Below are 24040 nucleotides of genomic sequence, written 5' to 3' on the forward strand. Positions count from 1 at the left end.
CTTCATGCAATAGGATCGTCCGACAGCGCGTTCCAGGCCATCGCCGCGCTCAGGAACAGGCGCCCGTTGAGCGCCCCCAGCAGGCTGCTGTGCCGCAGCCTGTCCATGACCGGCCCCTTGACTTCAGCCAGGTGCAGCAGCACCCCGCGCTGGCGCAGCGAGGCGTTCAATTCCCCGAGCCCGAACAGGGCCGAGGTGTCGATCGCATTCACTGCGGACAGCACCAGCACCAGGTGACGGGTGTCGGGCCGCGCCGCCAGTTCGTCCTCGATGCGTTCGTTGACGGCTTCTACGTTCCCGAAGAACAGGCCGGCGTCCACGCGCAGCATCAGGAGGCCGGGTGCGGTTTCGGTGGAATACCGGTCGACGTTGCGGAAATGCTCGCTGCCGGCAATGCGGCCCAGCACCGCGATGTGCGGGCGGCTGGCGCGCCAGATCAGCGCACCCATCGACAGCGCCAGGCCCACCACCACGCCGGCTTCCACGCCCAGCACCAGCACGCCGGCGGCGGTCGCGAGCAGCGCCGCGGCGTCGGCCCGATCGTAGCGCCAGGCCGTGTGCAGCAGCGACAGGTCGATCATGCCGAGCACGGCCACGATGATCGTGGCCGCCAGTACCGGCAACGGCAGCAGGGCCAGCCACCCGGTGGGCGCGACCAGCGCCAGCGCCAGCAGCGCGGCCGTGATGATGCCTGCCAGCTGGGTGTTGGCGCCGGCCGCGAAGTTCACCGCCGAGCGCGAGATGCTTCCGGTCACCGGGAAACCGCCGCTCAGGGCGCTGCCGATGTTGGCCGCGCCCAGGCCCACCAGTTCATGGTTGCTGCCGAGCTTTTCGCCGCGCTTGAGCGCCAGCGTCTGGGCGCCGGACATGCTGATCAGGAACACCATGAAACCGATCAGGAGTGCAGGCTGGAGCAAGGCCTGCCAGTGGGCGTTCGACGTCGCCAGGTTCAGCCCCGGCAGGCCGGCCGGCACGCTGCCCGTCGTGGCCACCCCAAGCGTCTCCAGGCCGAGCGCCGGCACCAGCGCCAGGGCGCCGATCACCACCAGCATCGGCGCCAGCTTGGCGCCGATGTCGGCAGCCGCCGGCGACAGCCTGGCGCGGCGCAGGGCGCCGGCCATGTAGCTGCGGGCCCAGACCAGCACGGCCAGCGCGCCCAGGCCCAGCGCCGCGCTCGGCCAGTGGATGGCGGGCGGCGTGGCGCCCAGCAGGGGGCGCAGCTGGCCCCACGCGATCAGGAGCGCCGAACCGATGGTGAAGCCGCTCATCACGGGGCGGGAAAAGAAGTTCGCGAGGAAGCCGATGCGCAACAGGCCGCAGGCCAGCAGCACCAGCCCCGACAACAGCGCCAGTTGCGCCGCCAGCACGCCGTACAGCGCGCTGCCGGGCGCGGCCAGCGGCGCGAGGCTCGAGGCCGTCATCAGGGAGACGATCGCCATCGGGCCGACCGACTGGGTGCTGCTGGTGCCGAACAGCGCGTACAGCAGCGGCGGCACGATGCTGGCATAGATCCCGGCCACCGGCGGCAGGCCGGCCACCAGCGCATAGGCCATGCCCTGCGGGATCATCATCATCGCGACGACGATACCGGCGCTGATGTCGCCCGGCAGCATCGCGCGCCGGTACTGCTGCAGCCACTGAAGCATAAGGTGTTGCCTGGAGAAAAGCGTTAGCCTACCACAGCGCTGCGGGCGAACGGAGCCCGCCGACGGCCCGGTGCGATCGCATCACTGCATCGCCAGTTCGACACAGTTGCGCCCTGCCCGCTTGGCGCGCGCCAGGGCCGCTTCCACCCGCAACGCCAGCGAGTCGCCGTTTTCCAGTTCCCCAAGCTGGGCCACACCGAGGCTCACCGTGACCTGGTCGCAGCCCGGGATCTCGGCCTGTTCGATTGCCGCGCGCAGCTTCTCGGCCAGCTTGAGGCCGTCGATGGCGCTGGTATGCGGTGCAATCACCTGGAATTCCTCGCCTCCTGAACGCACCAGCACGTCGCTCGAGCGCAGCAGGCCGCGTGCGGTATCGGCCACGGACCGCAGCGCCACGTCGCCGACCGGGTGGCCATAGGCGTCGTTGATGTTGCGGAAGCGGTCGATGTCGAAAGCGATCAGCGCCAGCGGATGGCGGTAGCGGCGCGCGCGCCGGATCTCCTGCTCCAGCAGGTATTCGCCGTGGCGGCGGTTGGCCACGCCGGTGAGCGCATCCAGGGTTGCCAGGTGGGTCACGCGGGCCAGCAGTTCCTCGCTCTCGCCCATCAGTTCCGCCATGCGCAGGCCGAAGGCCGCCAGCTGCGCCAGGTCGTCGAAGGCCGCCAGCTGGGCGCGCGAGAACGCGCCGGCGTGGTCGAACAGCAGGCACAGGGAGCCTGCGGTCGGCCGGCCGGGGCCGGGGCCGGAAACGGGAATCGGCAGCCCGAGCACCATGTCCACGCCATGGGCGCGCAGCAGGCGCGCCAGTTCCGGCTCGCCGGCCTTCTCGGGCGCGTCGAGCAGCGCGGCCTCGCCGGTGGCGGCGGCCAGCAGTCCGGGGAAGGCATGGCGCAGCGGCGACTGCAGCAGGCGCTCGTCGCGTCCCAGGATGGCGCCCAGGTCGAGACCAGCCATGCCGTGCTGCGCCTGCAGCCGCAGGTCGCCCCCTTCGTGCAGCTGGAACATCGCGGCATGCAGCACGCCGGGCCAGCCTTGCAGGGCCGCACAGAGGCGCTCGCCGAAGCGGATGCCGTCGTCGGCTTCGGCCAGCGCCCCCTGCGCCGCGCTGCGCACGGCCAGCAGTGCGGCCAGTTCCGATTCGAACGGGCCCGGCGCCGGCGGCGGGGCGAAGCCTTCGGCCAGGCGCGCCGCGATCAGGGGACGGGTCTGTTCCGGCGCCAGCGGGGCGATCGCATAGTGCAGCGGACCGTGGGCCATCAGGGCGGGCAGCCAGCGCGCATTCGTGAAGGGGCACAGCACCAGGATCGGCGCGCCGGCGCGCGCCGCCACCAGGCCTGCCAGCGCAGGCAGGTCGAGGCCGAAGTCGAAGCGCTCCAGGTCGAGCACGAGCAGGTCGGCCGGCGCGCGCGCCAGCAGCAGCGCCGCGTTGTCGGCGCCGTCCGCCACGCGCAGGCCGTCGAACAAGTCGCCGCAAGCCTGCGCGAACGCCGCGCGGCGCTGCCCGACCGGGTTGACGAACAGGCCGCTGTACGCAGGACCCGTGCCCTGCTGCTGGGACATCCCACTTTCCATTTGTGCCTGACAAGAAATACTATAAAAAGACGATAGCAAGTTTGCCACAAACCCGGGCGCCGACCTAGCGAAGAATTGTCGCCGAGTGTACGGGAACGCACCGTCGTATGCCCGGCGCGCACCGATACTTTCCGAGTCGATTGAACGTTCACGGGAGTACGGCATGGCAAACCAGGATGAGGTGGCAAACAAGCAGAAGGCGATCCAGAGCCGCCAGGACCAGCGCGACGGCAGCATGCAGAAGGCGGAAAACAGCGAGGCGGTGCAGACCGGCATCGAACAGCCGGCGCCGCCGATGCCGGCCCAGCACCTGGCCAAGCCGGGCCTGGAAGCCGAGATGGAGGTCAAGCCGAAGTTCATGGCCGAGGGCTACAAGGGCAGCGGCAAGCTGGAAGGCATGAGCGCCATCGTCACCGGCGCCGACTCCGGCATCGGGCGCGCCGTCGCCGTGCTGTTCGCGCGCGAAGGCGCCGACGTCGCCGTGATGTACCTGAACGAACACGAGGATGCCGAGGAGACCAGGCGCTGCATCGAGGCCGAGGGCCGCCGCTGCGTGACCATCGCCGGCGACGTCAAGGACGCAGCATTCTGCCAGGATGCGGTCGAGAAGGTGGTCGCCGAGTTCGGCCGCCTCGACGTCCTGGTCAACAACGCGGCCTTCCAGGAACACGCCGGCTCGCTGCTGGACATCACGGAAGAGCGTCTGGACGAAACCTTCCGCACCAACATCTACGGCTACTTCCACATGGCGCGCGCCGCCCTGCCCCATCTGAAGCGGGGTGCGTCGATCATCAATACCGGCTCCGTCACCGGCCTGAAGGGGTCGAAAAAGCTGCTCGACTATTCGGCGACCAAGGGCGCGATCCACGCGTTCACGATGTCGCTCGCGGCCAGCGTGATCGACCAGGGCATCCGCGTGAATTGCGTGGCGCCCGGTCCCGTGTGGACGCCGCTGAACCCGGCCGACCAGTCGCCGGAGGACATCACGGAGTTCGGCGCCAGCACCACCTTCAAGCGTCCCGCCCAGCCCGAGGAACTGTCGCCGGCCTACGTATTCCTGGCCTCGCCGGTGTGCTCGGGCTACATCACCGGGGTGATCCTGCCGATCACCGGCAAGGTCGGCGAATAAACCGGACATCGAATAACAGGAGAAGGCCTATGCCGCGCAGCATGTGGAAGGGTGCGATCAGCTTCGGGCTGGTGCACATCCCCGTCGATATGTACGCGGCGGTGGACAACAAGGGACTCGACCTGACCATGCTCGACCGGCGCGATTTCTCGCCGGTCGGATTCAAGCGCTACAACAAGGGCAACGGCAAGGAAGCGTCCTGGGACGACATCGTCAAGGGCTACGAGTACACCAGCGGCGAATACGTGGTGCTGTCCGACGAGGACCTGCGCCGCGCCAACCCGGAAGCCACCCAGACCATCGACATCCTCGCTTTCGTGGACGCCGAAGACGTCTCGCTCCTGTATTTCGAACAGCCTTACTACCTGGCCCCCGGCAAGGGCGGCGACAAGGTCTACGCGCTGCTGCGCGAAACCTTGCGCAAAGCCGGCAAGATCGGCATCGCCCGCGTCGTCATCCGGGTCAAGCAGCACCTGGCGGCGCTGGTGTGCGTGGGCGACACCATCGTGATGAACACGCTGCGCTATGCCGACGAGATCCGCGACGCAGGCGAGCTCAAGATTCCCGCGGCCGACGACAGGAAGGCGGCGATCACCGACAAGGAACTCAAGATGGCCATGGCCCTCGTGCAGGGCATGGCCGAGGATTGGGATCCGGAGCAGTACCACGACACCTACCGCGAGGATGTGCTGGCGCTGATCGAGAAGAAGGTCAAGGCGCACCAGACCAAGACCATCACCATGCCGGAGGCGGGCGAACCGAAGCGCGAGACCGGCAAGGTGATCGACCTGGTCGCGCTGCTGCAGGCCAGCCTGGGCAAGAAGCCCGGGAAGGCGGCGGCCGATGACGACGACGATGACGACGACGAACCGCCGCCGAAGAAGCGCCGTCCCGCCGCCGAAGCAGATGACGAAGATGAAGCACCGCCGCCGCGCGCGCGCAAGGCCGCCGCGCACGGCACGGATCGCGTCGCCGCCAGCGGCGCCGCGCCCAAGCGCAATACCACCGCGAAAACCGCAGCGAAAACCGCGGCCAAGCCGGCGGCAAGGAAGACTGCCGCCAAGTCGACCGGCGCCCCGTCGACGGCCCCCGCGCGCCGCAGGAAGGCAGCCTGACGCATGGATCAGTTCATCGACTTCCTCCAGTGGCCGGCGATGCTTGTCACCCTGTTTGCCGCCTACCTGATAGGATCGAAACGCGCCGAACGCCGTGTGTTCGGCTTTTCGATGTTCATCCTGAGCAACGTGCTGTGGATCGTCTGGGGCATCCATGACGAAGCCTGGGCACTGATCGTCCTGCAGGCCGCCCTGATGGCCATGAACGTGCGCGGCATCTTCAAGAACGAATCGGCCTAGGGTCCGCCTGGCTGATGCCGGGCACGGGATGGCAACTCGGTAGGGTGGTCGGCTCGGCTGACCGCGCGTTCAAACCGATGATGCGCCGTGGCAGATCATGCCGGAGTCGGACGCGCGGTCGGCGAAGCCGACCACCCTGCGCGCCATGACAAGAATGTCGTTGCCACGACGATGTATTCAGTCACATAGACCCTGGCGGCCGCCTGGCGAGGGCTCAGCGCGTCCGCGTGACGTGCGCATCGCGCCCGGCGCGCCAGCCCAGCCGCGCCTCGATGATGCGCCGGTAGCGCGTATCGATGTGCGGCGGGGTCTGGCGCACGTAGCGCTCGGCTTCGGCACGTTCCCCGGGCGGCAGGCCATCGAGCAGCGCCACTACCTGTTCCGGCGTGGGCACGCGCCCCGGCTCGCCGCCGAACTTCGCAGGCGGCGCGGTCTACACCGATACAGAAGATGTTCATGGTCGGCGGCCGGCAAATGGGACAGACAGTCTAGCTTGCCAGAGAAGCTGGGCGTGCACGGCAGCGCGCACCACGATCGTCCCGTTGCCGGCCAGCCGGCGTGAGCACGCCTCCCGGCGCAGGCGCCTGCGGCGATAGCGTGCGTTCGAATCCGTGCGCGTGAGCGATACTTGAGCCATCCCGACTACGCTGCTTCCGACCATGCCACACAGCGCCATGCCCTTCCTCGTACTGACACGCGCAGGTTTCGACGACATCGCCGCCCGCGTCGAACTGGGCAAGGCCAGCCTCTTCCTCAATCCCGGCCTGCTGTCGGAAACGGAGATCGCGCGGCTGCGCGAAATGGGCTCGGCCGTGCACGTGATGGCGACGCCGGTCGACCCGATGAAGCCGCAGCAAGTGCAGCAGGCGCTGCTCCTGACTCGCAACGCCCTCGGCAGCGCGTGGGTCGAACGCGGCGCGCCGCGCGCCGCCACGGCCGCGAACAACGCCGACAGGCTGCAGGAAGCCAGCCGGGAACTGGCGCCCGCGACGCCGCTGCGCCAGCGCCTCGCGCGCAGCGCCGGCGCCGTCGCCAGCCAGGCCCTGCGCCGGCTGCGCACGCTCGACGGCGGGCGGATCCTGATGCCCGTGCCCTACCTCGGCTTCGGCAATGCCGCGCGCATCTGGCTCAAGGGACGCCTGCTCAACGAAGCGGCATTCCGCGAACAGGGCGGCGCCGACAGCGGCTGGCAGAACCTGGTCGCCCTGTACCGCCGGCTCGAATCGGACGAAGTGGCGGATGCGCGGGTGCTGGCCCATTTCGGTGGCAGCACCCATGAAACCCGGACCGACCGCGGCGGCTATTTTTCTTTCGACTTTGCCGTGGGCGCCCGACTGGACGGCGGCTGGCACGCCGTCGAGCTCGAATTCCCGGACAAGCTCCAGTCTGACGGCCGGCCGATGCGCACGACGGCCGAGGTCCGGGTTCCGGCCCCGACGGCGCGCTTCGGCATCATCAGCGACATCGACGACACCGTCCTGTGGACCAATGTCACCAACAAGCTGAACATGGCGCTGATGCTGGCGCGCAGCAACCACCATACACGCAAACCCTTCAAGGGCGTGGCGGGCTTCTACCGCGCGTTGCGCGACGGCGTCGGCGGCAGCGAGGACAATCCCCTGTTCTACGTCTCGAGCAGCCCGTGGCACCTGTATGGGCCGCTGCTCGACTTCCTCAAGTTGCAGGACATCCCGTTCGGTCCGCTGCTGCTGCGCGAACTGAGCGTGCGCCAGGTGCTCAAGATCTCCGAGCACGGCACGCACAAGCTGGAACAGATCGAGCGCATCCTGGATTTCTATCCGGGCATGCAGTTCGTGCTGATCGGCGACAGCGGCGAGCAGGACCCCGAGATCTATGCCGAGGTGGTGCGCCGCCATCCCGGCGCCGTGAAGATGATTTATATCCGCAACGTCAATCCGGACCCCTCGCGCATCGACGCGCTCGACCGCCTGATCGAGGAAGTCAGCGCCACCGGCGCCCAGCTGGTGCTGTCCCCGGACAGCGTGTTTGCCGCCTCGCACGCGGCCGCCGAAGGCTTGATCGCGGTCGACCGCCTGCCGTCGGTCCGTTTGGACAAGCGCGAGGACGATGAAGCTCCACCAAACAAAACGGGATTATGAAAAGCTATCGAAGTGATCGAATTAATTTAATTTATTAATTACAAGCTCAGCCATAGAATGCTCCTATCGATTAACACAACGAGGAGATTCTCGAATGAGCCAAGCCCGCCTGACCACCGCTTCCGGCATACCGGTCGACGACAACCAGAATTCGCTCAGCGCCGGCCCGCGCGGCCCCTTGCTGCTGCAGGACTTCCACCTGATCGAGAAGCTGCAGCACTTTAACCGCGAGCGCATTCCGGAGCGCGTCGTCCACGCCAAGGGTTCGGGCGCGTATGGCAGCTTCACGGTCACCCACGACCTGCGTCCGTTCACCAAGGCCAGGCTGTTCTCCGAGGTCGGCAAGAAGACCCCGGTGTTCCTGCGCTTTTCCACCGTTGGCGGCGAGAAAGGCAGCGCCGACACCGAACGCGACCCGCGCGGCTTCGCCCTGCGTTTCTATACCGAGGAAGGCAACTGGGACCTGGTCGGCAACAACACCCCGGTGTTCTTCCTGAAAGACCCGATCAAGTTTCCGGACTTCATCCACACCCAGAAGCGCGATCCGCAGACCAACCTGAAGTCGCCCAACATCATGTTCGACTTCTGGAGCCGCGCGCCGGAAAGCCTGCACCAGGTGACCATCCTGTTCTCGGATCGGGGTACCCCGGACGGCTACCGCCACATGGACGGCTTCGGCAGCCATACCTATAGCCTGATCAACGAGGCCGGCGAGCGTACCTATGTGAAGTGGCACTTCAAGACCCGCCAGGGCATCCGGAACCTCACTGCCGCCGAAGCGGTCGGCATCGCCGGCACGGATCCGGACCATGCCGGGCGCGACCTGTTCGAGGCGATCGCCCGCGGCGACTTTCCGCGGTGGGACGTCAAGGTGCAGCTGGCCACCGAGGCGCAGCTGGACGACTGGGAACAGCGCACCGGCTGGAATCCCTTCGACCTGACCAAGGTCTGGCCGCACGGCGACTTCCCGATGCTGGGTGTGGGCGTGCTCGAACTGAACCGCAATCCGGACAATTACCACGCCGAGGTCGAGCAGGCCGCGTTCTCGCCGGCCAACGTGGTGCCGGGCATGGGCTATTCGCCCGACAAGATGCTGCAGGGCCGGCTGTTCGCCTACCACGACGCCCAGCTGTACCGCGTCGGCACCAACCACCAGCACCTGCCGGTCAACGCCCCGCGCTGTCCGTTTCACAACCAGCAGCGCGACGGCGCGATGGCGATCGCCAACGTAGGCGCGGCGCGCAACTATGCGACCATCGACGCCGAAGGCCGCGGCGCGCTGGGCATGGGCCATGGAGAGCGGGAGCTGCCGATCACGGGCGACGCGGGCCGCTACGACTTCCGCGGCATGGAAGACGACTACACCCAGGCCGGCCAGCTGTTCCGCCTGATGACGCCGCAAGAGCGCCAGAACCTGTGCGACAACCTGGCGGGGCCGCTCAGCCGGGTGGACGAAGATATCCTGCTGCGCCAGTTGCGGCAGTTCGACAAGGCGGATCCGGGGTATGGACGTGGCGTGCGCGCCTCGCTCAAGGTGCTTGGCCGGAACGTGGACTGATCTGCACCCTGGCGCATAGACGAACCTGGGCTCCGGCGCAGGCCGCAGCCCGAGTTCGCGTGCACAGCCAGGGCGGGGTCGTCTACTCGTCAAACCCCAGGATCTTCATGGCCTTGGTAATCCCCTTGGCCGCCTTCCCATACCCCGCCCACGGCTCGTTCCCCCGATCCAGCCGCGTGTGCACGTTGGTCACCGTCCACTGCGCGCTCGACTTGAGCTTCATGAGCTCGTCCCACTCGAGCGGCACCGAGATGCCCATGCCTGGCCGGGCCCGCGCCGACCACGCGCTGATGGTGGTGGCGCCGCGGCCGTTGCGCAGGTAGTCGATGAAGATCTTGCCGACCCGGTTCCTGGGGCCGCTCTTGAAGGCGAAGCGCTCGGGCAGCGTGGCCGCCAGGTGGCGCACGATGGCCTGCGAGAAGGCTTTCACCGTGTCCCAGCCGTATTCCGGCTTGACCGGCACCACCACGTGCAGGCCCTTGCCGCCGCTGGTCTTGAGAAAGGACGGCAGCCCCAGTTCGTCGAGGAAGGCGCGCATGATCTGCGCCGCTTCCTGCATCGACTTCCACTCGACGCCCTCGCCCGGGTCGAGGTCGAATACCATCCGGTCCGGGGTCTCGTAGCTTTTCGCCAGCGCGTTCTGGGTGTGCAGCTCGATCGCGTTCCACTGCGCCACCGACAGGATGCCCTCGAGGGTCGCGATCTCCAGCATCGGCGGGTTGTCCGGATCCAGCGCCGGGTCCATCTGCTTCACGCCCGGCAGCTTCTTCACGTCCGCATGCTTCTGGAACACCAGTTCGGCGCCGAGCCCCGCCGGCGCGCGCACCAGCGTCAGCGGCCGGCGCTTGAGGTGTTCCATCATCAGCTCGCCCACCAGGGCGTAGTAGCGGATCACGTCGAGCTTGGTGGCGCCGGTGGACGGATCGACCACCCGGTCCGGATTGGTCACGCGCAGGCTTTCCGGCAGATTGCGGTGCAGGCCGGGAGGCGGCGGCGACACCGGTTCGTCGGTCAGCGCCGGTTTGTGCGCGGCGTCCGCGATGTCCTCGATGTGGCGCGGCTCCTCGCGCGTGATGCCGCGCGCCGGCTTGTCCTTGCGCAGGCCCTGGAACACAGGATGGCGTACGGCGCCGGCGCTGGTCCATTCCGAGAAGCTCACCTCGGCCACCAGCACCGGCTTCACCCAGTGGTGCTGGCGTCCCGGCACGGCGCGCGGCGGGAACGGGCTCTCGGAGGTAGCAAGCGCTTCCAGCCGTTCCCTGATGTCGATGAGCGCGGCATGGTTGAAGCCCGAGCCGACGTTACCGGCATAGCGCAGCACGCCCTCCCGGTCGTAGGTGCCGAGCAGCAGCGAGCCGACGCCCTTGCGCGAGCCCTTCGGATCGGTGTAGCCGCCGATGACGAATTCCTGGCGCAGGCCGCACTTGAGCTTGATCCATTCCGGCGAGCGGCGCGACACGTAGCGCGAATCGCGGCGCTTGCCGATCACGCCTTCCAGCCCGATGCGGCAGGCTGCCAGCACCAGCTCTTCCGGATTGGTGCCGAATTCGCCTGAAAAGCGCACTTTGTCGGACTTCGCTTTTTTGAGGATCTGTTCCAGTGCGGCGCGGCGCTCGACCAGGGGCAGTTCGCGCAGGTCGTAGCCGTTGCAATACGGCGCGTCGAACAGGAAGTACACGATGTCGCCCGTGCGCACGCCATCGAAGGCCAGCTGCAGCAGGCCGAAGTTGGGCTTGCCGTGCTCGTCGTGCACGACGATTTCGCCGTCGTACCAGCCGTCCGGCAGCCCGATCCGCTCCATTTCCTCCTGCAGCGGCGCCAGCTTGTCGGTCCAGTCCTTGGCGTTGCGGGTGACCAGGCGCACCTTGCCGTTCTCGACGCGCGCCAGCATCCGGTAGCCGTCGAACTTGACTTCGAACACCCAGTTTTCGGGGTCCGGCGGTGCGCCGTCCACCAGGGTCGCCAGCTCGGGGGTGAAGTCCTCGGGCAAGTCGGCGCGAACGACGCCATCCGGCAAGCCGGGCGCGGAGACTTTCTTGCCGCGCGTGGACTTGGCGGCGGGTTTTGCAGCGGGTTTTGCAGCGGGTTTTGCAGCGGGTTTTGCAGCGGGTTTTGCAGCGGGTTTTGCAGCGGGTTTTGCAGTGGATTTTGCAGCGGATTTTGCAGCGGGTTTTGCGGCGGGCCTGGCCGCGCTTTTCGCCGCGCCCTTTGCCGCCGCCTTCGCCCGCGACGGCTTGCGCACGTCTCCCGACTGTCCTTCCGCCTGCGCCTCAGCCTTCAGGACGGCCAGCTTGCCGCGCGCCGGCGCCGGCATCGGCAGTGCCTTGACGCTGTCCGGCATCTCGTCCACCACCGAGAATTCTTCCGCCGGACGGGCGTACCCGTCGTTTTCCTTGATCAGGAGCCAGGGCTCCTGCCTGTCGTCGCCACGGCCCTTCATGCGCACCAGCACCCAGCGGCCGTGCATCTTGTGCCCGTGGATCTCGAACTTCAGGTTGCCCTTGCGGTAGCCCTCGTGCGGGTCGCCGACCGGTTCCCAGGTCCCCTTGTCCCAGATGATTACCTTGCCTGCGCCATATTGCTTGGGCGGAATGGTCCCCTCAAAATCGGAATAGGAAATCGGGTGGTCCTCGACGTGCACGGCCATGCGCTTGTCGTGCGTGTCGTAGCTGGGGCCCTTCGGTACGGCCCAGCTCTTCATGGTGCCGTCGAGCTCGAGGCGGAAATCGTAGTGCAGGCGGGTCGCCCAATGCTTTTGGATCACGAAGGTCAGCGCGTCCGTAGCAGGAACGCCACCTTCGGCGGGCTCGGACGTGATGTCGAAATTGCGCTTGGCCTTGTACAGTTTGAGCGCGTCTGGCATGTGGCACCTCCCGGCTATCGGCGTAGGGACAGTGTAGGACCGGGCGGGCCAGCCCGACTGTACGCCAGCTAACTATGACGGCCTTCGCCGCCGCACGCATGCACGGATTCGGCGCCGTCAACCGATTGGCCGCATGGCGCGTTGTAGCCCAAGCAGCACACAGATCGCCGCCACGGCCCGCTTCGCCAGACAGGCCGGCAGCGCGACACCCGCAAGGCCGCCCAGGCTCCGCCATATCCCGAAGGACAGGTTCGCCCTGTCCTTCCTCACGTCCGGCCCCTGGCGTCTACAATGCAGCTTTCTCCCGCAGCGAGCACGCCATGCACCGAATCGTCTTCCTGGACCGCGACAGCCTGCAGGCGCAGCTGCGCGCGCCCGTGTTTGCCCATGACTGGTGCGAGCATCCCGGCACCCGCGAGGATGAGGTCGTGGCGCGCCTGGCCGGCGCCACGGTGGCGATCACCAACAAGGTGCCGCTGCGCGCCACCGCCATTGCGCAATTGCCGGAGCTCAGGATGATCGCGGTGGCCGCCACCGGCACAGACAACGTCGACCTCGAGGCCTGCCGCGCGCGCGGCATCGTGGTGGCGAACATCCGCAACTATTCAAGGGTATCGGTGCCCGAGCACTGCTTCGCGCTGCTGCTCGCGCTGCGCCGCAACCTGCGCGCCTACTGCGCCGACGTCGAGGCCGGGCGCTGGGAGGCGTCGAGCCGCTTCTGCCTGCTCGACCATCCGATCGGCGACCTGGCGGGCAGCCGCCTCGGCATCGTCGGCTACGGCGCGCTCGGACGCAAGGTGGCGCAGCTCGGGCGCGCCTTCGGCATGGAAGTCTTGGCCAACTCGCGCTCGCCGGTCGGCGAGCCGGATGTCGATCAGCTGCCGCTGGACGCGCTGCTGGCGGGCTGCGACGTGGTGAGCCTGCACCTGCCGCTGAACACGCAGACGCAGCACCTGATCGGCAGGCGCGAACTCGGGCTCATGAAGAAGACTGCCCTCCTGATCAACACCGCGCGCGGCGGCCTGGTGGACGAGGCGGCCCTGGCCGAGGCGCTGCTGTCGAACAGCATCGGCGGGGCCGGCTTCGACGTGCTGGGCAAGGAGCCGCCGGAGCCAGGCAATCCCCTGCTGCGCCTGCGCCTGCCGAACTTCATCCTGACGCCGCACGTGGCCTGGGCCAGCGCCGGCGCGATGCAGACGCTGGCCGACATGCTCGTCGATAATATCGAAGCCTGGGTCGCCGGACGGCCGCAGAACGTGGTCGCCTGACGGTCAGCCGGCCGCGGCGTCGGCTTCTTCGGCCTCGCCGGGCGCTGCCTGCGGCTCGGGCGCGCGCAGCGGCAGTTCCAGGATGAAGGCCGCGCCCTGGCCGGGCGCGCTCTCGACCCGCACCGTCCCGCCCAGCAGGGTGGTGACGATGTTCCAGCTGATGTTCAGGCCCAGGCCGGTGCCGCCCTGCCCCATCCGCGTAGTAAAGAAGGGATCGAAGATGCGCGCCAGGTGCTCGTGCGCGATGCCGCGCCCGTCGTCGCGGAATTCGATGCGCACGCCGTCGGCGCCCACGGGCTCCGCGCGCAGCACCATGCTGCCGCCCGGTCCTGCGAAGGCATGCAGCAGCGCATTGTTGACGAAATTGATCACCACTTGGCCCAGCGGGCCGGGGAAGCTGTCCATCATGATCCCGGCCGGCACCTGGAGCGCCAGGCCATGCCCGCCCAGGCGCACCGTGTTCATGATGGTGGCGGCGATCTCCTGGCAGGCCTGGGCCAGGTCGAAGCGGCGGCGCTGGGCGCTGGCCTGGTCCACCGACACCTGGCGGAAGCTGTTGACCAGTTCCGCCGCATTGTGCAGGCTGCGCATGATCAGGCCGGCGGCCTCGCGCGAGGCCGCCACGTAGTCGGCCAGGTCCGAGCGCCGCAGCGTGGCGCCATCGAAGCGGGTCGCGATGTCGCTGGTTTTCTCCTGCAGCGTGCTGGCCATCAGGAGGCTGTTGCCGATCGGCGTGTTCAGCTCGTGCGCCACGCCCGCCACCAGCGAGCCGAGCGAGGCCAGCTTCTCCTGGGCCGCAAGCTGGGCCTGCGTCTCCTTGAGCTGGCGGTAGGCGCTGGCATTGTCGATCGCCACGCCGACGTAGGCCGCCAGGGTTTCCAGCATGTCGAGGTGAACCTGGCCGTAGGCCTGGGCGACCGGGCTCTGCACCGTCAGCGCACCCAGTACCCGCTCGCCCACCATCACCGGCACCACCAGCAGCGAGCGCGGCGCCATGCCGGCGCGCCAGGCGCAGGGCAGCGCCCATTCGACGGCGCGTCCGGGCTCCGGATGATGCTGCAGCGCCGGCAGGTAGTCCGCCAGTCCTTGCGGCAGCTTGCCGAGGTGGACTTCGCGTCCGCAGGCGATGGCCCAGGCGGCGAGGTGCCGCTCCGGTTCGTCCGCCAGCTCGAAGGACGCGCGGCGCTTGCCGTTCACCACCGCATAGGCATATTCCAGGCTGGCGCGCTCCGGGTGGCGCAGCACCACCGCGAACAGGGTCGCGTCCATCAGCGCATGCACCTGCTCGTACAGTGTACGCATGGTCGCCTCCAGGTCCAGGTTCGCGGTCAGCGCGCGCCCGATGTCCGACAGCAGCGCGATGTTGCGGTGCGCCTGTTCCACTACCTCCTTCTGTTCTTCGACCTCCTGTTTGCGGTGTTCGGCCGACTCCTTCTGGCGTCGCAGCTCGTCGGTGCGCGCGCCGACCTCGCGTTCGAGCAGCCCCTTCTGCGCCACCAGGGCCCGGATGCGCAGGCGGTAGCCGGCCGTGAACAGGGCCACCACGAACAGCAGCGCCAGGGCGCGGAACCATCCGGTCTTCCAGTACGGCGGCGTGATCGTGATCCGGAGCAGGGCCGGCTGCTCGCTCCACACGCCGTCCTTGTTGCTGGCGCGTACGCGGAACACGTAGTCGCCCGCATCGAGGTTGGTATAGCTGGCGTAGCGGCGCCGCGCGTCGGTGTCGACCCAGTCGCGGTCGAAACCTTCCAGCTTGTAGGCATAGCGGTTGCCGTCCGGGTCGGCGTAATGCAGCGCGGCGAATTCGAGCGCGAATACGGAATCTTCGTGCGACAGCGTGAGGCCGGCCTGCTGGGGGAAGCTCGGCGTGGCGCGCGACCGGTTCAGCACCAGGAAATCGGTGAGCACGACTTCCGGCGGATACGGATTGTCGCGCACCGCATCCGGCCGGAAGGCCGTCAGGCCGCTGATGCCGCCGAAATAGACCTGCCCGTCACTGGCGCGCAGGCCGGCGCCGACGAAATAGGAGCCGTTTACCAGACCGTCCTTCGCAGTGTAGCTCTTGGTGGCGCCCGTACCCGGGTCGACGCGCGTGATCCCGGCGGTCGTGCTGGCCCAGATGTAGCCGAGCTGGTCCTCGATCATGGCGCCGATCGGCAGCGCCTCGGTTCCAGAGGCGAAGGGGTAAAAGCGGAAGCGCACGCTGCCCTGGCTTTCGCCCGCCTCCATGCGATGCAGGCCGCCGGCCGTGCCCACCCACAGCTCGCCGCGCGCCGACTCCAGCAGATAATAGATGCGGCTGTGGCGCAGGCTGTGCGGGTCGGCCGGGTCGTGGCGGTAGCGCGTAAAGCGGCCGGTCCGCGGGTCGAAGCGTTCGAGCCCGGTCTCGGTGCCGATCCAGACGATGCCGTGGCGGTCTTCCAGGGCCGCGAAGCCGTAGTTCTCGCCCAGGCTGGCCGGATCGCCCGGATCGTGCCTCCAGGTGCGCACGCTGTCCTGGCCCGGCGCCAGTGCAGCCAGGCCGCCGCGGGTGACGATCCACAGGGTACCGCTGCGGCCTACATGGAGCCCCTGCACGATGTTGGCGGCAGGCGCGGCGCCGAGCGCGATGCGGCCGAAGCGCCCGCCGGCGTCGCGCCAGAGCAGGCCGTTCGGGGTGCCGATCCAGGTGCGTCCGCGTGCATGTGCCAGCGCGGCCACGATGTCGATCGCGGCCTTGTCCCGCCCTATCCGTTCGATGGGACTGCCGGGCCGCTCCATGCGCATCAGGCCGTCGCCGGTGGTGCCGATCCAGATCCTGCCTTGCGGGTCCTCGGAGATGGCGCGCACCTTGGCCCGTCCCAGGCCGTCCTTGACGCCGTAGCGCGCAAAGCCGCCGCTGGCCAGGTCGGTGCGGCTGGCGCCGCCGAAATAGGTGCCGGCCCACAAGGTACCGGTGCGGTCGACCAGCACAGCGCCGATCTGGTTGTCCGACAGCGAATGCTGGTCGGCCGGGTCGTTGCGGTAGCTGAGGAAGCGGTCGGTGGCCGGATCGAGCCACTTCAGGCCGTCCATGTCGGTGCCTACCCACAGGGTGCCGCCGGCGTCGTGGTACAGGGTGTTGATGCGCAGCGCGCCGATCCCGTCGCCGCTGCCGATACGCCGCCGCTGCGGCGGCTTTCCGCCGGCCCCGTCGCCCAGGCGCCAGGCTTCCAGTCCGGCGCCGGTGCCGATCCACAGCGTGTCGCGCGGTCCCATCGACAGCGCCCGCACGGTATTGCGCATCGGGTCTTTGGGGTCGACGTCGTAGTGCTCGAAACCCTCGGCGCCGGGGGCGAGCCGGTCGATGCCGGTCGCGGTGCCGACCCACAGGTTGCCGCGGCCGTCGAGCGCCAGGGCATTGACGCGGTTGTCGCGCAGCGTCGCCGGATCGGCAGGATCGTTGCGGTAGCTGCGCATGCGCCCGCTGGCGGTGTCGAGGTGCAGCAGGCCGTCGCCGGTGGCGAGCCAGAGCGCGCCGGGCGCCGGCTGGACCGCCTGCACCGCCCGGTTGCTGGGCCTGCGTACGCCGGTCCGGCCGTCGACGACGTCCGGAGGCGCATGGCGCACGAACTTGCCGGTGGCCTGGTCGAAACGGGCCAGGCCGCCCTTGGTGCCGAACCACAGCCGTCCTCCCTCGTCCTCGTGGGAAGACAGCACGTAGTTGTCGGGAATGCTGTCGGGGTTGTTCGGATCGTTGCGGTAGACGGTGACACGGTAGCCGTCGAAGCGGTTCAGGCCCGCCTGCGTGCCGAACCACATGAAGCCGCGCCGGTCCTGAAGGATGGTCAGCACCGACTGCTGCGACAGGCCCTGCTCGATCGACAGGCGCTCGAAACGCAGGCTGCGCGGTGCGGCCAGGGCGCTGCCGGCCCAGATCGACAGCAGCATCAGGGCGCACAGGACGCGGTGCAGGCGCGGCTTCAAGGCAAACATAGGTGTCCCATCACGATCCAACCCGGCTAATCTACCAGAGCTTGTTTGCCTGCGGAAAAAAAATGACACTTCCGGAAACAGCAAGCCGCTGCTATAATGCGTGCATCGGGCGGCTGTAGCTCAGCTGGATAGAGTACTTGGCTACGAACCAAGGGGTCGTGGGTTCGATTCCTGCCAGCCGCACCAGAATATCAGGGACCAGATTGAAAGATCTGGTCCCTTTTTTCGTTGCGCGATGCCCACGCGCGCCCTACGGGTCGCCCTTGTCGCAGGGGTGAAGCATAGCGGATCGCGATGAGGCTTTGCCAATATCCGATCCCCTGCTATAATGCGTCCATCGGGCGGCTGTAGCTCAGCTGGATAGAGTACTTGGCTACGAACCAAGGGGTCGTGGGTTCGATTCCTGCCAGCCGCACCAGAATATGAGGGACCAGATCGAAAGATCTGGTCCCTTTTTTCGTCATGGCGTGCATGGCCGGGGGGCCCTGGCCGGAGTCGATGGAGGGAACGCGGACCGTTGCCCCGTCCGCGCGTTCAACGCCCCTCGAAATTGATGCAGTAGACGTGTTTCACGCACTGTTTGAACGCGCGCACGGCGAAGCCGTGCACCCTACGATCGTCCAGCTGAACACCATGATGTGCACGGGAGGGCTTTGCCGATCCGGCCGGTGCTGCTATAATGCGTGCCTCGGGCGGCTGTAGCTCAGCTGGATAGAGTACTTGGCTACGAACCAAGGGGTCGTGGGTTCGATTCCTGCCAGCCGCACCAACTTTTTTTAAATGGCTCAGAAGCGATTCTGGGCCATTTTTCTTTTCCGGCTCCTGTCGGTGCGTTGACGCCGCAGTCCGCACCCTTCGATACCGTCCTGCCGCCGGCGCCGCCCTCTCCACGCTTGGGCTAACCCGGCAACACCATATAAAACAGCTCAACTTCTACGCTTCATTCATTAAACGGGGCTGAAATCGCAGGACCTCGACGCCGGAGCAGTCCTCCTCTTCTTGTAGGACTAAGCCGACGCATTTTCAGCAAGGCAGCAGACTTTTTCTGCTCAACAACCCATATTGAACCTGCGCTCCTATGAAACACGGCGCTATAGCATATCCCGTTGGAAATCTCTTGATTCCTGGAATGCCGGCCACACATTTGGCATCCAAGCAGGTTTCCATGTGCTTTTTTTTATCCTTTTGATAGCATGAAGTTCCCCGATACTTGAAACCCAGGCTGCAGGACGCGGCTGCTTCTAAATGCGAGGAAACAAATGAAAAAATCTCTGATTGCTGCAATTGTGTTGGCTTCCGCTTCGTTCGGTTCGTCGGCCGTCATGGCCCAGGACGTGGTCGGCAATACTCCCCAGGCCCTTGACCTGATCGATAACACTGCCTTCTTCGGCGACACCTTCGACGCCGACAACGAGGGCAGTACCTTCGCCGACCGTTTCACCTTCAGCGTCGAAGGTGACATGGGCATGAACCTGGACGCGATCATCTCGTCCATCAGCCGTAGCGCCGATGTCGGCCTCGACATCACCGGCCTGGCCCTGTATGGCGCGGACAACACCCTGATCACCAGCGGCACCCGCCTGCAAACCGGTGAAATGGACGTCTGGAGCATCTCGAGCGACAACCTGATGGCCGGTAACTACTACCTGCAGGTCAGCGGCAACCTGGTGTCCGACACCGGCGGCTCGTTCGGCGGCGCCGTGATGCTGGCTCCGGTTCCGGAACCCGAAACCTACGGCATGATGCTGGGCGGCCTCGGTGTCCTGGGCTTCCTCGCACGCCGCCGCAAGGCCAAGCAGGCGTAATACCAGCCCGGTTCGAAGCAATCGACGGAAGCGCGCAAGCGCTTCCGTTTTTTTTTGGCCCTCGCTGCGGACATCCGAGGCGATGCCCGTCCACCTCATTCCAGTGGGATCTCAGGTACGCAGCTTCTTGATGATGCTGCGGTTGCCCAGGATTTCCTCGATCTGCTCGAAGCGCACCGGCTTGACCATGTGGTGGTCGAAGCCCGCCTCGAAGGCCAGCTGGCGGTCCTTTTCCTGTCCCCATCCGGTCACCGCGATCAGCACCGTCATCGCACCGCAAGGCAGCTTGCGGATCCCGCGCGCCAGGTCGTAGCCCGACATGTGCGGCAGGCCGATGTCGAGGAAGGCATAGTCCGGGCAGAAGCGCCCCGCCGCGGCCAGCGCGTCCGGGCCGTTGTGCGTGATCACCACGCTGTGCCCCATGGCCGTGAGCAGCGCGCCGATGCTGTTGACGAAGTCGACGTTGTCGTCCGCCAGCAGGATGCGGTAAGACTCGGTGCTGATGAAGGCGGCCGGCGTCGGCTTGGCGATCGGCTCCGGGTCGACCACGATCGGCAGGCGCACCACGAAGCGGCTGCCGTGGCCCACGCCTTCCGAACGGGCCTCGATCGTCCCGCCATGCAGCTCCACCAGCTTGCGCGCCAGCGACAGGCCCACGCCCAGGCCGGCCACGCTGCGCTCGAGCGTGGAATCGACCTGCACGAACATCTCGAACACGGTGTCCAGCATGTCCGGCGCGATGCCGATGCCGTTGTCGGCCACTTCCAGCACCAGGGTCCGGTCTTCCACGGCCGCCTTCAGGCTCACGCGCCCGCCGCGGTTGGTGTACTTGGCCGCATTGTTCAGGAGGTTGGACAGCACCTGGGCCAGGCGGGTGGCGTCGCCGTGCAGGAACACGGGACGGTCCGGCAGGTCGGTCACCAGCTCGTGGCCGTGCAGTTCTATATAGGAGCGCACCACTTCCAGCGCGTCGTTGACCACCGCTTTCAGTTCGACCCGGCCCATCTTGATGGTGAACTTGCCGGTATTGATGCGCGAAACGTCGAGCAGGTCGTCCACCAGGCGCACCATCTGGCGCAACTGGCGTTCCATGATGTCGGTAGCGCGCTGGGTAGCCTGGGCGTCGCCGCTGCGGATGCGCAGGATATCCAGGCCGGTGCGGATCGGCGCCAGCGGGTTGCGCAGTTCGTGCGCCAGGGTCGCGAGGAATTCGTCTTTCCTGCGGTCGGCCACGATCAGTGCCTGCTCGGCGCGTTCGCGCACCGTCATCTCGTGCTCCAGCGTGCGGTTGGCGGCCTGTAACGCGTCGGAACGGCGTCCAATCTCGGCCAGCATGTCGTTGAAGGCCTCGACCAGCACCCCGATCTCGCCCTTTTCCTTGCCCGGCACGCGCAGGGTGAAGTCGCGTCGCAGCATCACCTGGCGCGCCACCATCGTCATCGCTTCGAGCGGGCGCGTGATCGAGGCCTGCAGCCGCGAAGCCACCAGGGCCGCGATCACCAGCGCGGCCAGCATCACGCCCCCCAGGATGGCGCCATAGCTGATCACGCGGTCCAGCAGCCCATAGCGCGAGCGCAGGTAGACGGTGCCGAGCGGCTCGCCGTTCTCGACGATGGGTCGGAACACCACCAGTTCGCCCTTCTCGATGCGATAGCCCGCCGCTTCCGGGCGCGCCGGGAAGCGCGCTTCGCCGCCCGCCTTGGCATAGGTGGCGAAACGCTGTCCGCTGTTGGTATAGATGGCGCCGGCCACGATCTGCGGGCGCACCCGCAGCACGCCCAGGCTGCGGGTGGCGGCGGCGGCGTCGTTGAATGAAACCGCCGGCGCGGCGACGTCGGCGACGATGTCGGCCTGGGTAGTAAGGTCGTCGACCCAGACATTCTGGAAGGTGCGCACGTCCACCAGGATCATGGCGACGGCGGCGGTCAGCAGCGCCACGATGGTGGTCGCCACCGCCATCATGATCAGCTTGCTGCGCACCGAGCCGGTATCGTGCATGCCCATCACGAACCTCCCTTCTGCACCCGGTGTGCGACCGTCAGCAGGCGCGAACTGAGCTTCACGTTCTTCCTGTCCGCGACATCGAGGGAGACGTCGAAGCGTACGCGTTCGTCCACGATACGGAAATTGATCACGCTGCCGACACGCAGCCCGCCATCGCATTCGGTCACGGTCAGGAGGGCGCCCGGCGCGGCGCGCAGTACGCGCGCTGCTCGCTCACTGTCGTTGCCGGCCACGAACAGCAGGTGCACCGGCGGCACAGGGTCGTGCTCGCGCATGGGGCGCACCGCGATCGCGCGGCCGGCGATCGCGCGGCCGGAGACGATGCGCGCCAGTTCAGCGGCCATCTCGTCCGAGCCGACCACGGCGATCGTCAGCGGACCGCCCGGGTCGGCAAAGGCCTGCGGCGGAAATTCGGCATAGCCGAGGAATTTGTACAGGAAGGCCGCCTTGATCCGGCGCTCGAGCGCCTGGGCGCCGGGTGCCGGATCGCTGGAACGCTCTGCCAGCGCGCGCGGCGCCGTCGCGGCGCCCGCTGCCAGGAACAGCGCTGATGCGAGCGCCCTGCAGGCCAGGCGGCGTCGCGATCGGTCGGGAGGGATTCTGTTCATACTTGTCGTGGGCCTTCAGAAACGCAGCGAGACACTGACGAACACACCGCGCTCAGCCAGTTGGCGCATGCCTGGCGCTCCGAACTCCGGATGGCGGGCATGCAGCAGGTTACGGCCGGCAAGGGCCACTTCGACGTCGGGGCGTGCCTGCCACGCGATCCGTGCGTCGAGTTCATGATAGCCCGGCACGGCCGGCTGCGGCAGGCGCGCAACGCGCCGCAGCAGCAGGTCGGCCACCAGGCCGGGGGCGAGGTCGTGCGACGAACGCAGGCTCCAGTAGCTGCGCGGGTCATTGGTCGCCAGGCCGGTGCGCGCCGAGGCGTCGGTGCTGAGCGGGTGCGCGCCGGTGTCGATTTCCTGCCACACCCCGCCGGCCGACAGGCGCCATCCGCGCATCGGCTGCCAGCTGCCCCACAGCTCGACGCCGCGCGCCCGGCCGTGGCCCAGGTTGCGGAATACCGCACCGCCCGGCTGCAGCTCCAGGGTGCGCAGCCGGTCGTAGTCGCTGTAGAACAGCGTCGCCGCATAGGACAGCGCCGTGCTCGGCTGGGCCCGGTAGCCCAGCTCGATTACCCGCGCCGTTTCGGATTGCATGTCCGCCCCCCCGGCGATCAGGTAGCGCTCGCCGTTCGAGGCGGGATCGACCAGCTGCAGGTCGCGGTCGATGCGCGCCGGCGCGCGCACAGTGCGCGACGCGGCCGCCCACAGCATGGCGTCCGGCGCGGCATCCCAGGCCAGGCGCAGGCTGGGGAGCACTTCCGTGCCGCTGTAATCGTTGCGTTCCAGCCGCAGCCCCGCCGTCGCGCGCAGCGCCGGCGTCATGGCGAGCTCGTCCTGCACGAACAGGTTGGTCCAGCGCAGGCTGCGCCGGGTCGGCGTGAACTGGAGGATGGGGCCGTTGTCGAAACGGTCGCGCGCCTGGCGGTAGCCCCCGCCCCAGGTCAGCGCGTGGCGTTCGCCAACGCTCGTCGCGACCTGGGCCTCGAGGTCGACGGTGTCGAGCTCGTGCCGGCCGACCCCGCGCTGCGCGCGCCGCCCCCTGTCGAGCGCGGCCTGCAGGCGCAGGGCGCCGGCGCCGGCCAGTTGGGCGTCGAAGCGCGCCACCAGGTTGGCTCCCGAGAACCTGGTGCGCGCTTCGCGGTTCTCGCGCAGCGCGCCGGCGTGCAGGTCGCCGCTGACCGTGAGCGACTGTCCGGCCCCGTCCCAGTCGAGCCGGAAGCCGGCCTGGCGCCGGCCCACGCCGCCGCCCTCGCCTTCCGGCGTGTCGCCGGGGGCCGCGCCGGCCTCGTCGCGCTTGCCATACACGCGCACGTAGGCGCCGTTGGCGAGGCGCTTGCCGTGGCGCACTACGGCGCCCGCATAACGGTTTCCCGCATGCAGCTCGGCCAGGCCGCCCTGGGTGTCGGCGGCGCTGCGCGTGATGATGTTGATGACGCCGTTGACGGCATTGGTGCCCCAGATGGTGCCGCCGGGGCCGCTGATGACCTCGATGCGCTCGACATCGGCCAGCACCACGTCTTGCGCTTCCCAATACACACCCGAGAACAGCGGCGAATAGACACTGCGGCCATCGACCAGCACCAGCAGCTTGTTCGCCAGCTGCGAGGAAAATCCGCGCGCGCTGATGGCATATTCCTGTGCGCTGGCAAACGCCACCTGCAGGTTGGGCGCCAGGCGCAGGGCTTCGGGAAGCGTCGTGGCGCCGGAACGGGCGATGTCGGCGCCGCTGATGACATACAGGGACGCCGCAGCACTTGCCAGGCGGCCCGGCTGGCGTGACACCGAGGTGACGACGATGTCGGAGAGCTGTTCCAGCGAGTAATCTTCCAGAGGGATGCCCGGGCGTGTTTCGTCGACCTCCTGCGCAGCCGCACCCCTGCCGCCCGCGTGCAGCAGCAGGAATGCCGCACTGGCGCAGGCAAGCATGGAAGGTTTCGACATAGTTGCCATCGTAGAACATTTTCTGTCACGCACCAAGGCCGCACGATTGGCGCGCACCGGGCGTCGCGGGCGCGCCACGTCCTCGGTTGACAAAATTTGCTTATCAATATTCTTTATGGCAGTCATTGGAAATATAAATTGGACTAATTTGCGGCATTGCAGCATCATCCTTCCTGTCTCCTCTATTCTCCTCCAAGGAAATAGATTCAGCCCGCTT

Annotated in this window: 15 protein-coding genes and 3 tRNA genes; 10 read left to right on the forward strand and 8 right to left on the reverse strand. The window is 67.6% G+C overall.

The window, feature by feature from the left end:
• Nucleotides 1–2: 2 nt before the first annotated feature.
• Together AC56KL_RS05080 and AC56KL_RS05085 are read right to left on the reverse strand one after the other, a co-directional pair.
• Nucleotides 3–1646: a SulP family inorganic anion transporter gene (locus tag AC56KL_RS05080; RefSeq protein ID WP_497179076.1), complete on the reverse strand. Its 1644-nt coding sequence runs from the start codon at nucleotides 1644–1646 to the stop codon at nucleotides 3–5.
• 81 nt (nucleotides 1647–1727) lie between these two features.
• Complete coding sequence (locus tag AC56KL_RS05085) at nucleotides 1728–3206, reverse strand: GGDEF domain-containing protein (RefSeq protein ID WP_497179077.1); 1479 nt, start codon at nucleotides 3204–3206, stop codon at nucleotides 1728–1730.
• Nucleotides 3207–3381: 175 nt separating this feature from the next.
• On the opposite strand from AC56KL_RS05085, the gene AC56KL_RS05090 reads away from it, so the two are divergent.
• Genes AC56KL_RS05090 through AC56KL_RS05100 form a run of 3 tightly spaced genes read left to right on the forward strand, consistent with a single transcriptional unit; the run spans nucleotide 3382 to nucleotide 5702 of the window.
• Entirely contained in the window at nucleotides 3382–4347 is a 966-nt protein-coding gene (locus tag AC56KL_RS05090; protein ID WP_497179078.1) for an SDR family oxidoreductase, read from the forward strand.
• A 29-nt stretch (nucleotides 4348–4376) separates the two neighbouring features.
• Nucleotides 4377–5462 carry a non-homologous end joining protein Ku gene (gene ku / locus AC56KL_RS05095; RefSeq protein ID WP_497179079.1) on the forward strand — a complete coding sequence of 362 codons (1086 nt, stop codon included), beginning with the start codon at nucleotides 4377–4379 and terminating at the stop codon, nucleotides 5460–5462.
• A gap of 3 nt (nucleotides 5463–5465) precedes the next feature.
• Nucleotides 5466–5702 (forward strand): hypothetical protein, encoded by a 237-nt coding sequence (locus AC56KL_RS05100; protein ID WP_497179080.1) that lies wholly within the window; start codon nucleotides 5466–5468, stop codon nucleotides 5700–5702.
• 214 nt (nucleotides 5703–5916) lie between these two features.
• Here AC56KL_RS05100 and AC56KL_RS05105 read toward each other — a convergent pair whose 3' ends face one another.
• Nucleotides 5917–6096, reverse strand: a complete 180-nt coding sequence (locus AC56KL_RS05105) for a hypothetical protein (RefSeq protein ID WP_497179081.1) — start codon at nucleotides 6094–6096, stop codon at nucleotides 5917–5919.
• 280 nt (nucleotides 6097–6376) lie between these two features.
• Between AC56KL_RS05105 and AC56KL_RS05110 the strand changes: the two genes are divergently transcribed.
• Together AC56KL_RS05110 and AC56KL_RS05115 are read left to right on the forward strand one after the other, a co-directional pair.
• On the forward strand, nucleotides 6377–7822 hold the full coding sequence (locus AC56KL_RS05110; RefSeq protein ID WP_497179082.1) for an App1 family protein phosphatidate phosphatase: 1446 nt from the start codon (nucleotides 6377–6379) through the stop codon (nucleotides 7820–7822).
• 94 nt (nucleotides 7823–7916) lie between these two features.
• The gene (locus tag AC56KL_RS05115) at nucleotides 7917–9380 is read left to right on the forward strand and encodes a catalase (protein WP_497179083.1); all 1464 of its coding nucleotides are present in this window, start codon (nucleotides 7917–7919) and stop codon (nucleotides 9378–9380) included.
• Between the two features lie 82 nt (nucleotides 9381–9462).
• On the opposite strand, the gene ligD is transcribed toward AC56KL_RS05115, so the two are convergent.
• Complete coding sequence (gene ligD / locus AC56KL_RS05120; RefSeq protein ID WP_497179084.1) at nucleotides 9463–12243, reverse strand: DNA ligase D; 2781 nt, start codon at nucleotides 12241–12243, stop codon at nucleotides 9463–9465.
• 320 nt (nucleotides 12244–12563) lie between these two features.
• On the opposite strand from ligD, the gene AC56KL_RS05125 reads away from it, so the two are divergent.
• Nucleotides 12564–13511 (forward strand): D-2-hydroxyacid dehydrogenase, encoded by a 948-nt coding sequence (locus AC56KL_RS05125; RefSeq protein ID WP_497179085.1) that lies wholly within the window; start codon nucleotides 12564–12566, stop codon nucleotides 13509–13511.
• A 3-nt stretch (nucleotides 13512–13514) separates the two neighbouring features.
• On the opposite strand, the gene AC56KL_RS05130 is transcribed toward AC56KL_RS05125, so the two are convergent.
• Complete coding sequence (locus AC56KL_RS05130; RefSeq protein WP_497179086.1) at nucleotides 13515–17465, reverse strand: sensor histidine kinase; 3951 nt, start codon at nucleotides 17463–17465, stop codon at nucleotides 13515–13517.
• Nucleotides 17466–17574: 109 nt separating this feature from the next.
• Here AC56KL_RS05130 and AC56KL_RS05135 point away from each other — a divergent pair.
• The 4 genes from AC56KL_RS05135 to AC56KL_RS05150 all read left to right on the forward strand — a co-directional run bounded on the left by AC56KL_RS05135 (nucleotide 17575) and on the right by AC56KL_RS05150 (nucleotide 19270).
• Nucleotides 17575–17651 (forward strand) — tRNA-Arg (locus tag AC56KL_RS05135).
• Nucleotides 17652–17806: 155 nt separating this feature from the next.
• Nucleotides 17807–17883, forward strand: a tRNA-Arg gene (locus tag AC56KL_RS05140).
• Between the two features lie 274 nt (nucleotides 17884–18157).
• Nucleotides 18158–18234: transfer RNA gene (locus AC56KL_RS05145), tRNA-Arg, on the forward strand.
• 490 nt (nucleotides 18235–18724) lie between these two features.
• The gene (locus AC56KL_RS05150; RefSeq protein ID WP_497179087.1) at nucleotides 18725–19270 is read left to right on the forward strand and encodes an FxDxF family PEP-CTERM protein; all 546 of its coding nucleotides are present in this window, start codon (nucleotides 18725–18727) and stop codon (nucleotides 19268–19270) included.
• Nucleotides 19271–19381: 111 nt separating this feature from the next.
• On the opposite strand, the gene AC56KL_RS05155 is transcribed toward AC56KL_RS05150, so the two are convergent.
• The 3 genes from AC56KL_RS05155 to AC56KL_RS05165 are packed head-to-tail and all read right to left on the reverse strand — an operon-like array spanning nucleotide 19382 to nucleotide 23823.
• Nucleotides 19382–21274, reverse strand: a complete 1893-nt coding sequence (locus AC56KL_RS05155; protein ID WP_497179088.1) for a sensor histidine kinase, YfiR-like protein-associated — start codon at nucleotides 21272–21274, stop codon at nucleotides 19382–19384.
• Nucleotides 21274–21882 (reverse strand): TOL_0243 family YfiR-like periplasmic protein, encoded by a 609-nt coding sequence (locus AC56KL_RS05160; protein ID WP_497179089.1) that lies wholly within the window; start codon nucleotides 21880–21882, stop codon nucleotides 21274–21276. Before AC56KL_RS05160 ends, AC56KL_RS05155 begins: the two co-directional genes overlap by 1 nt.
• Nucleotides 21883–21897: 15 nt before the next feature.
• On the reverse strand, nucleotides 21898–23823 hold the full coding sequence (locus AC56KL_RS05165; RefSeq protein ID WP_497179090.1) for a TOL_0244 family TonB-dependent receptor: 1926 nt from the start codon (nucleotides 23821–23823) through the stop codon (nucleotides 21898–21900).
• Nucleotides 23824–24040 lie beyond the last annotated feature (217 nt).

This window comes from Telluria sp. ZB4P34 (genome assembly GCF_059686055.1).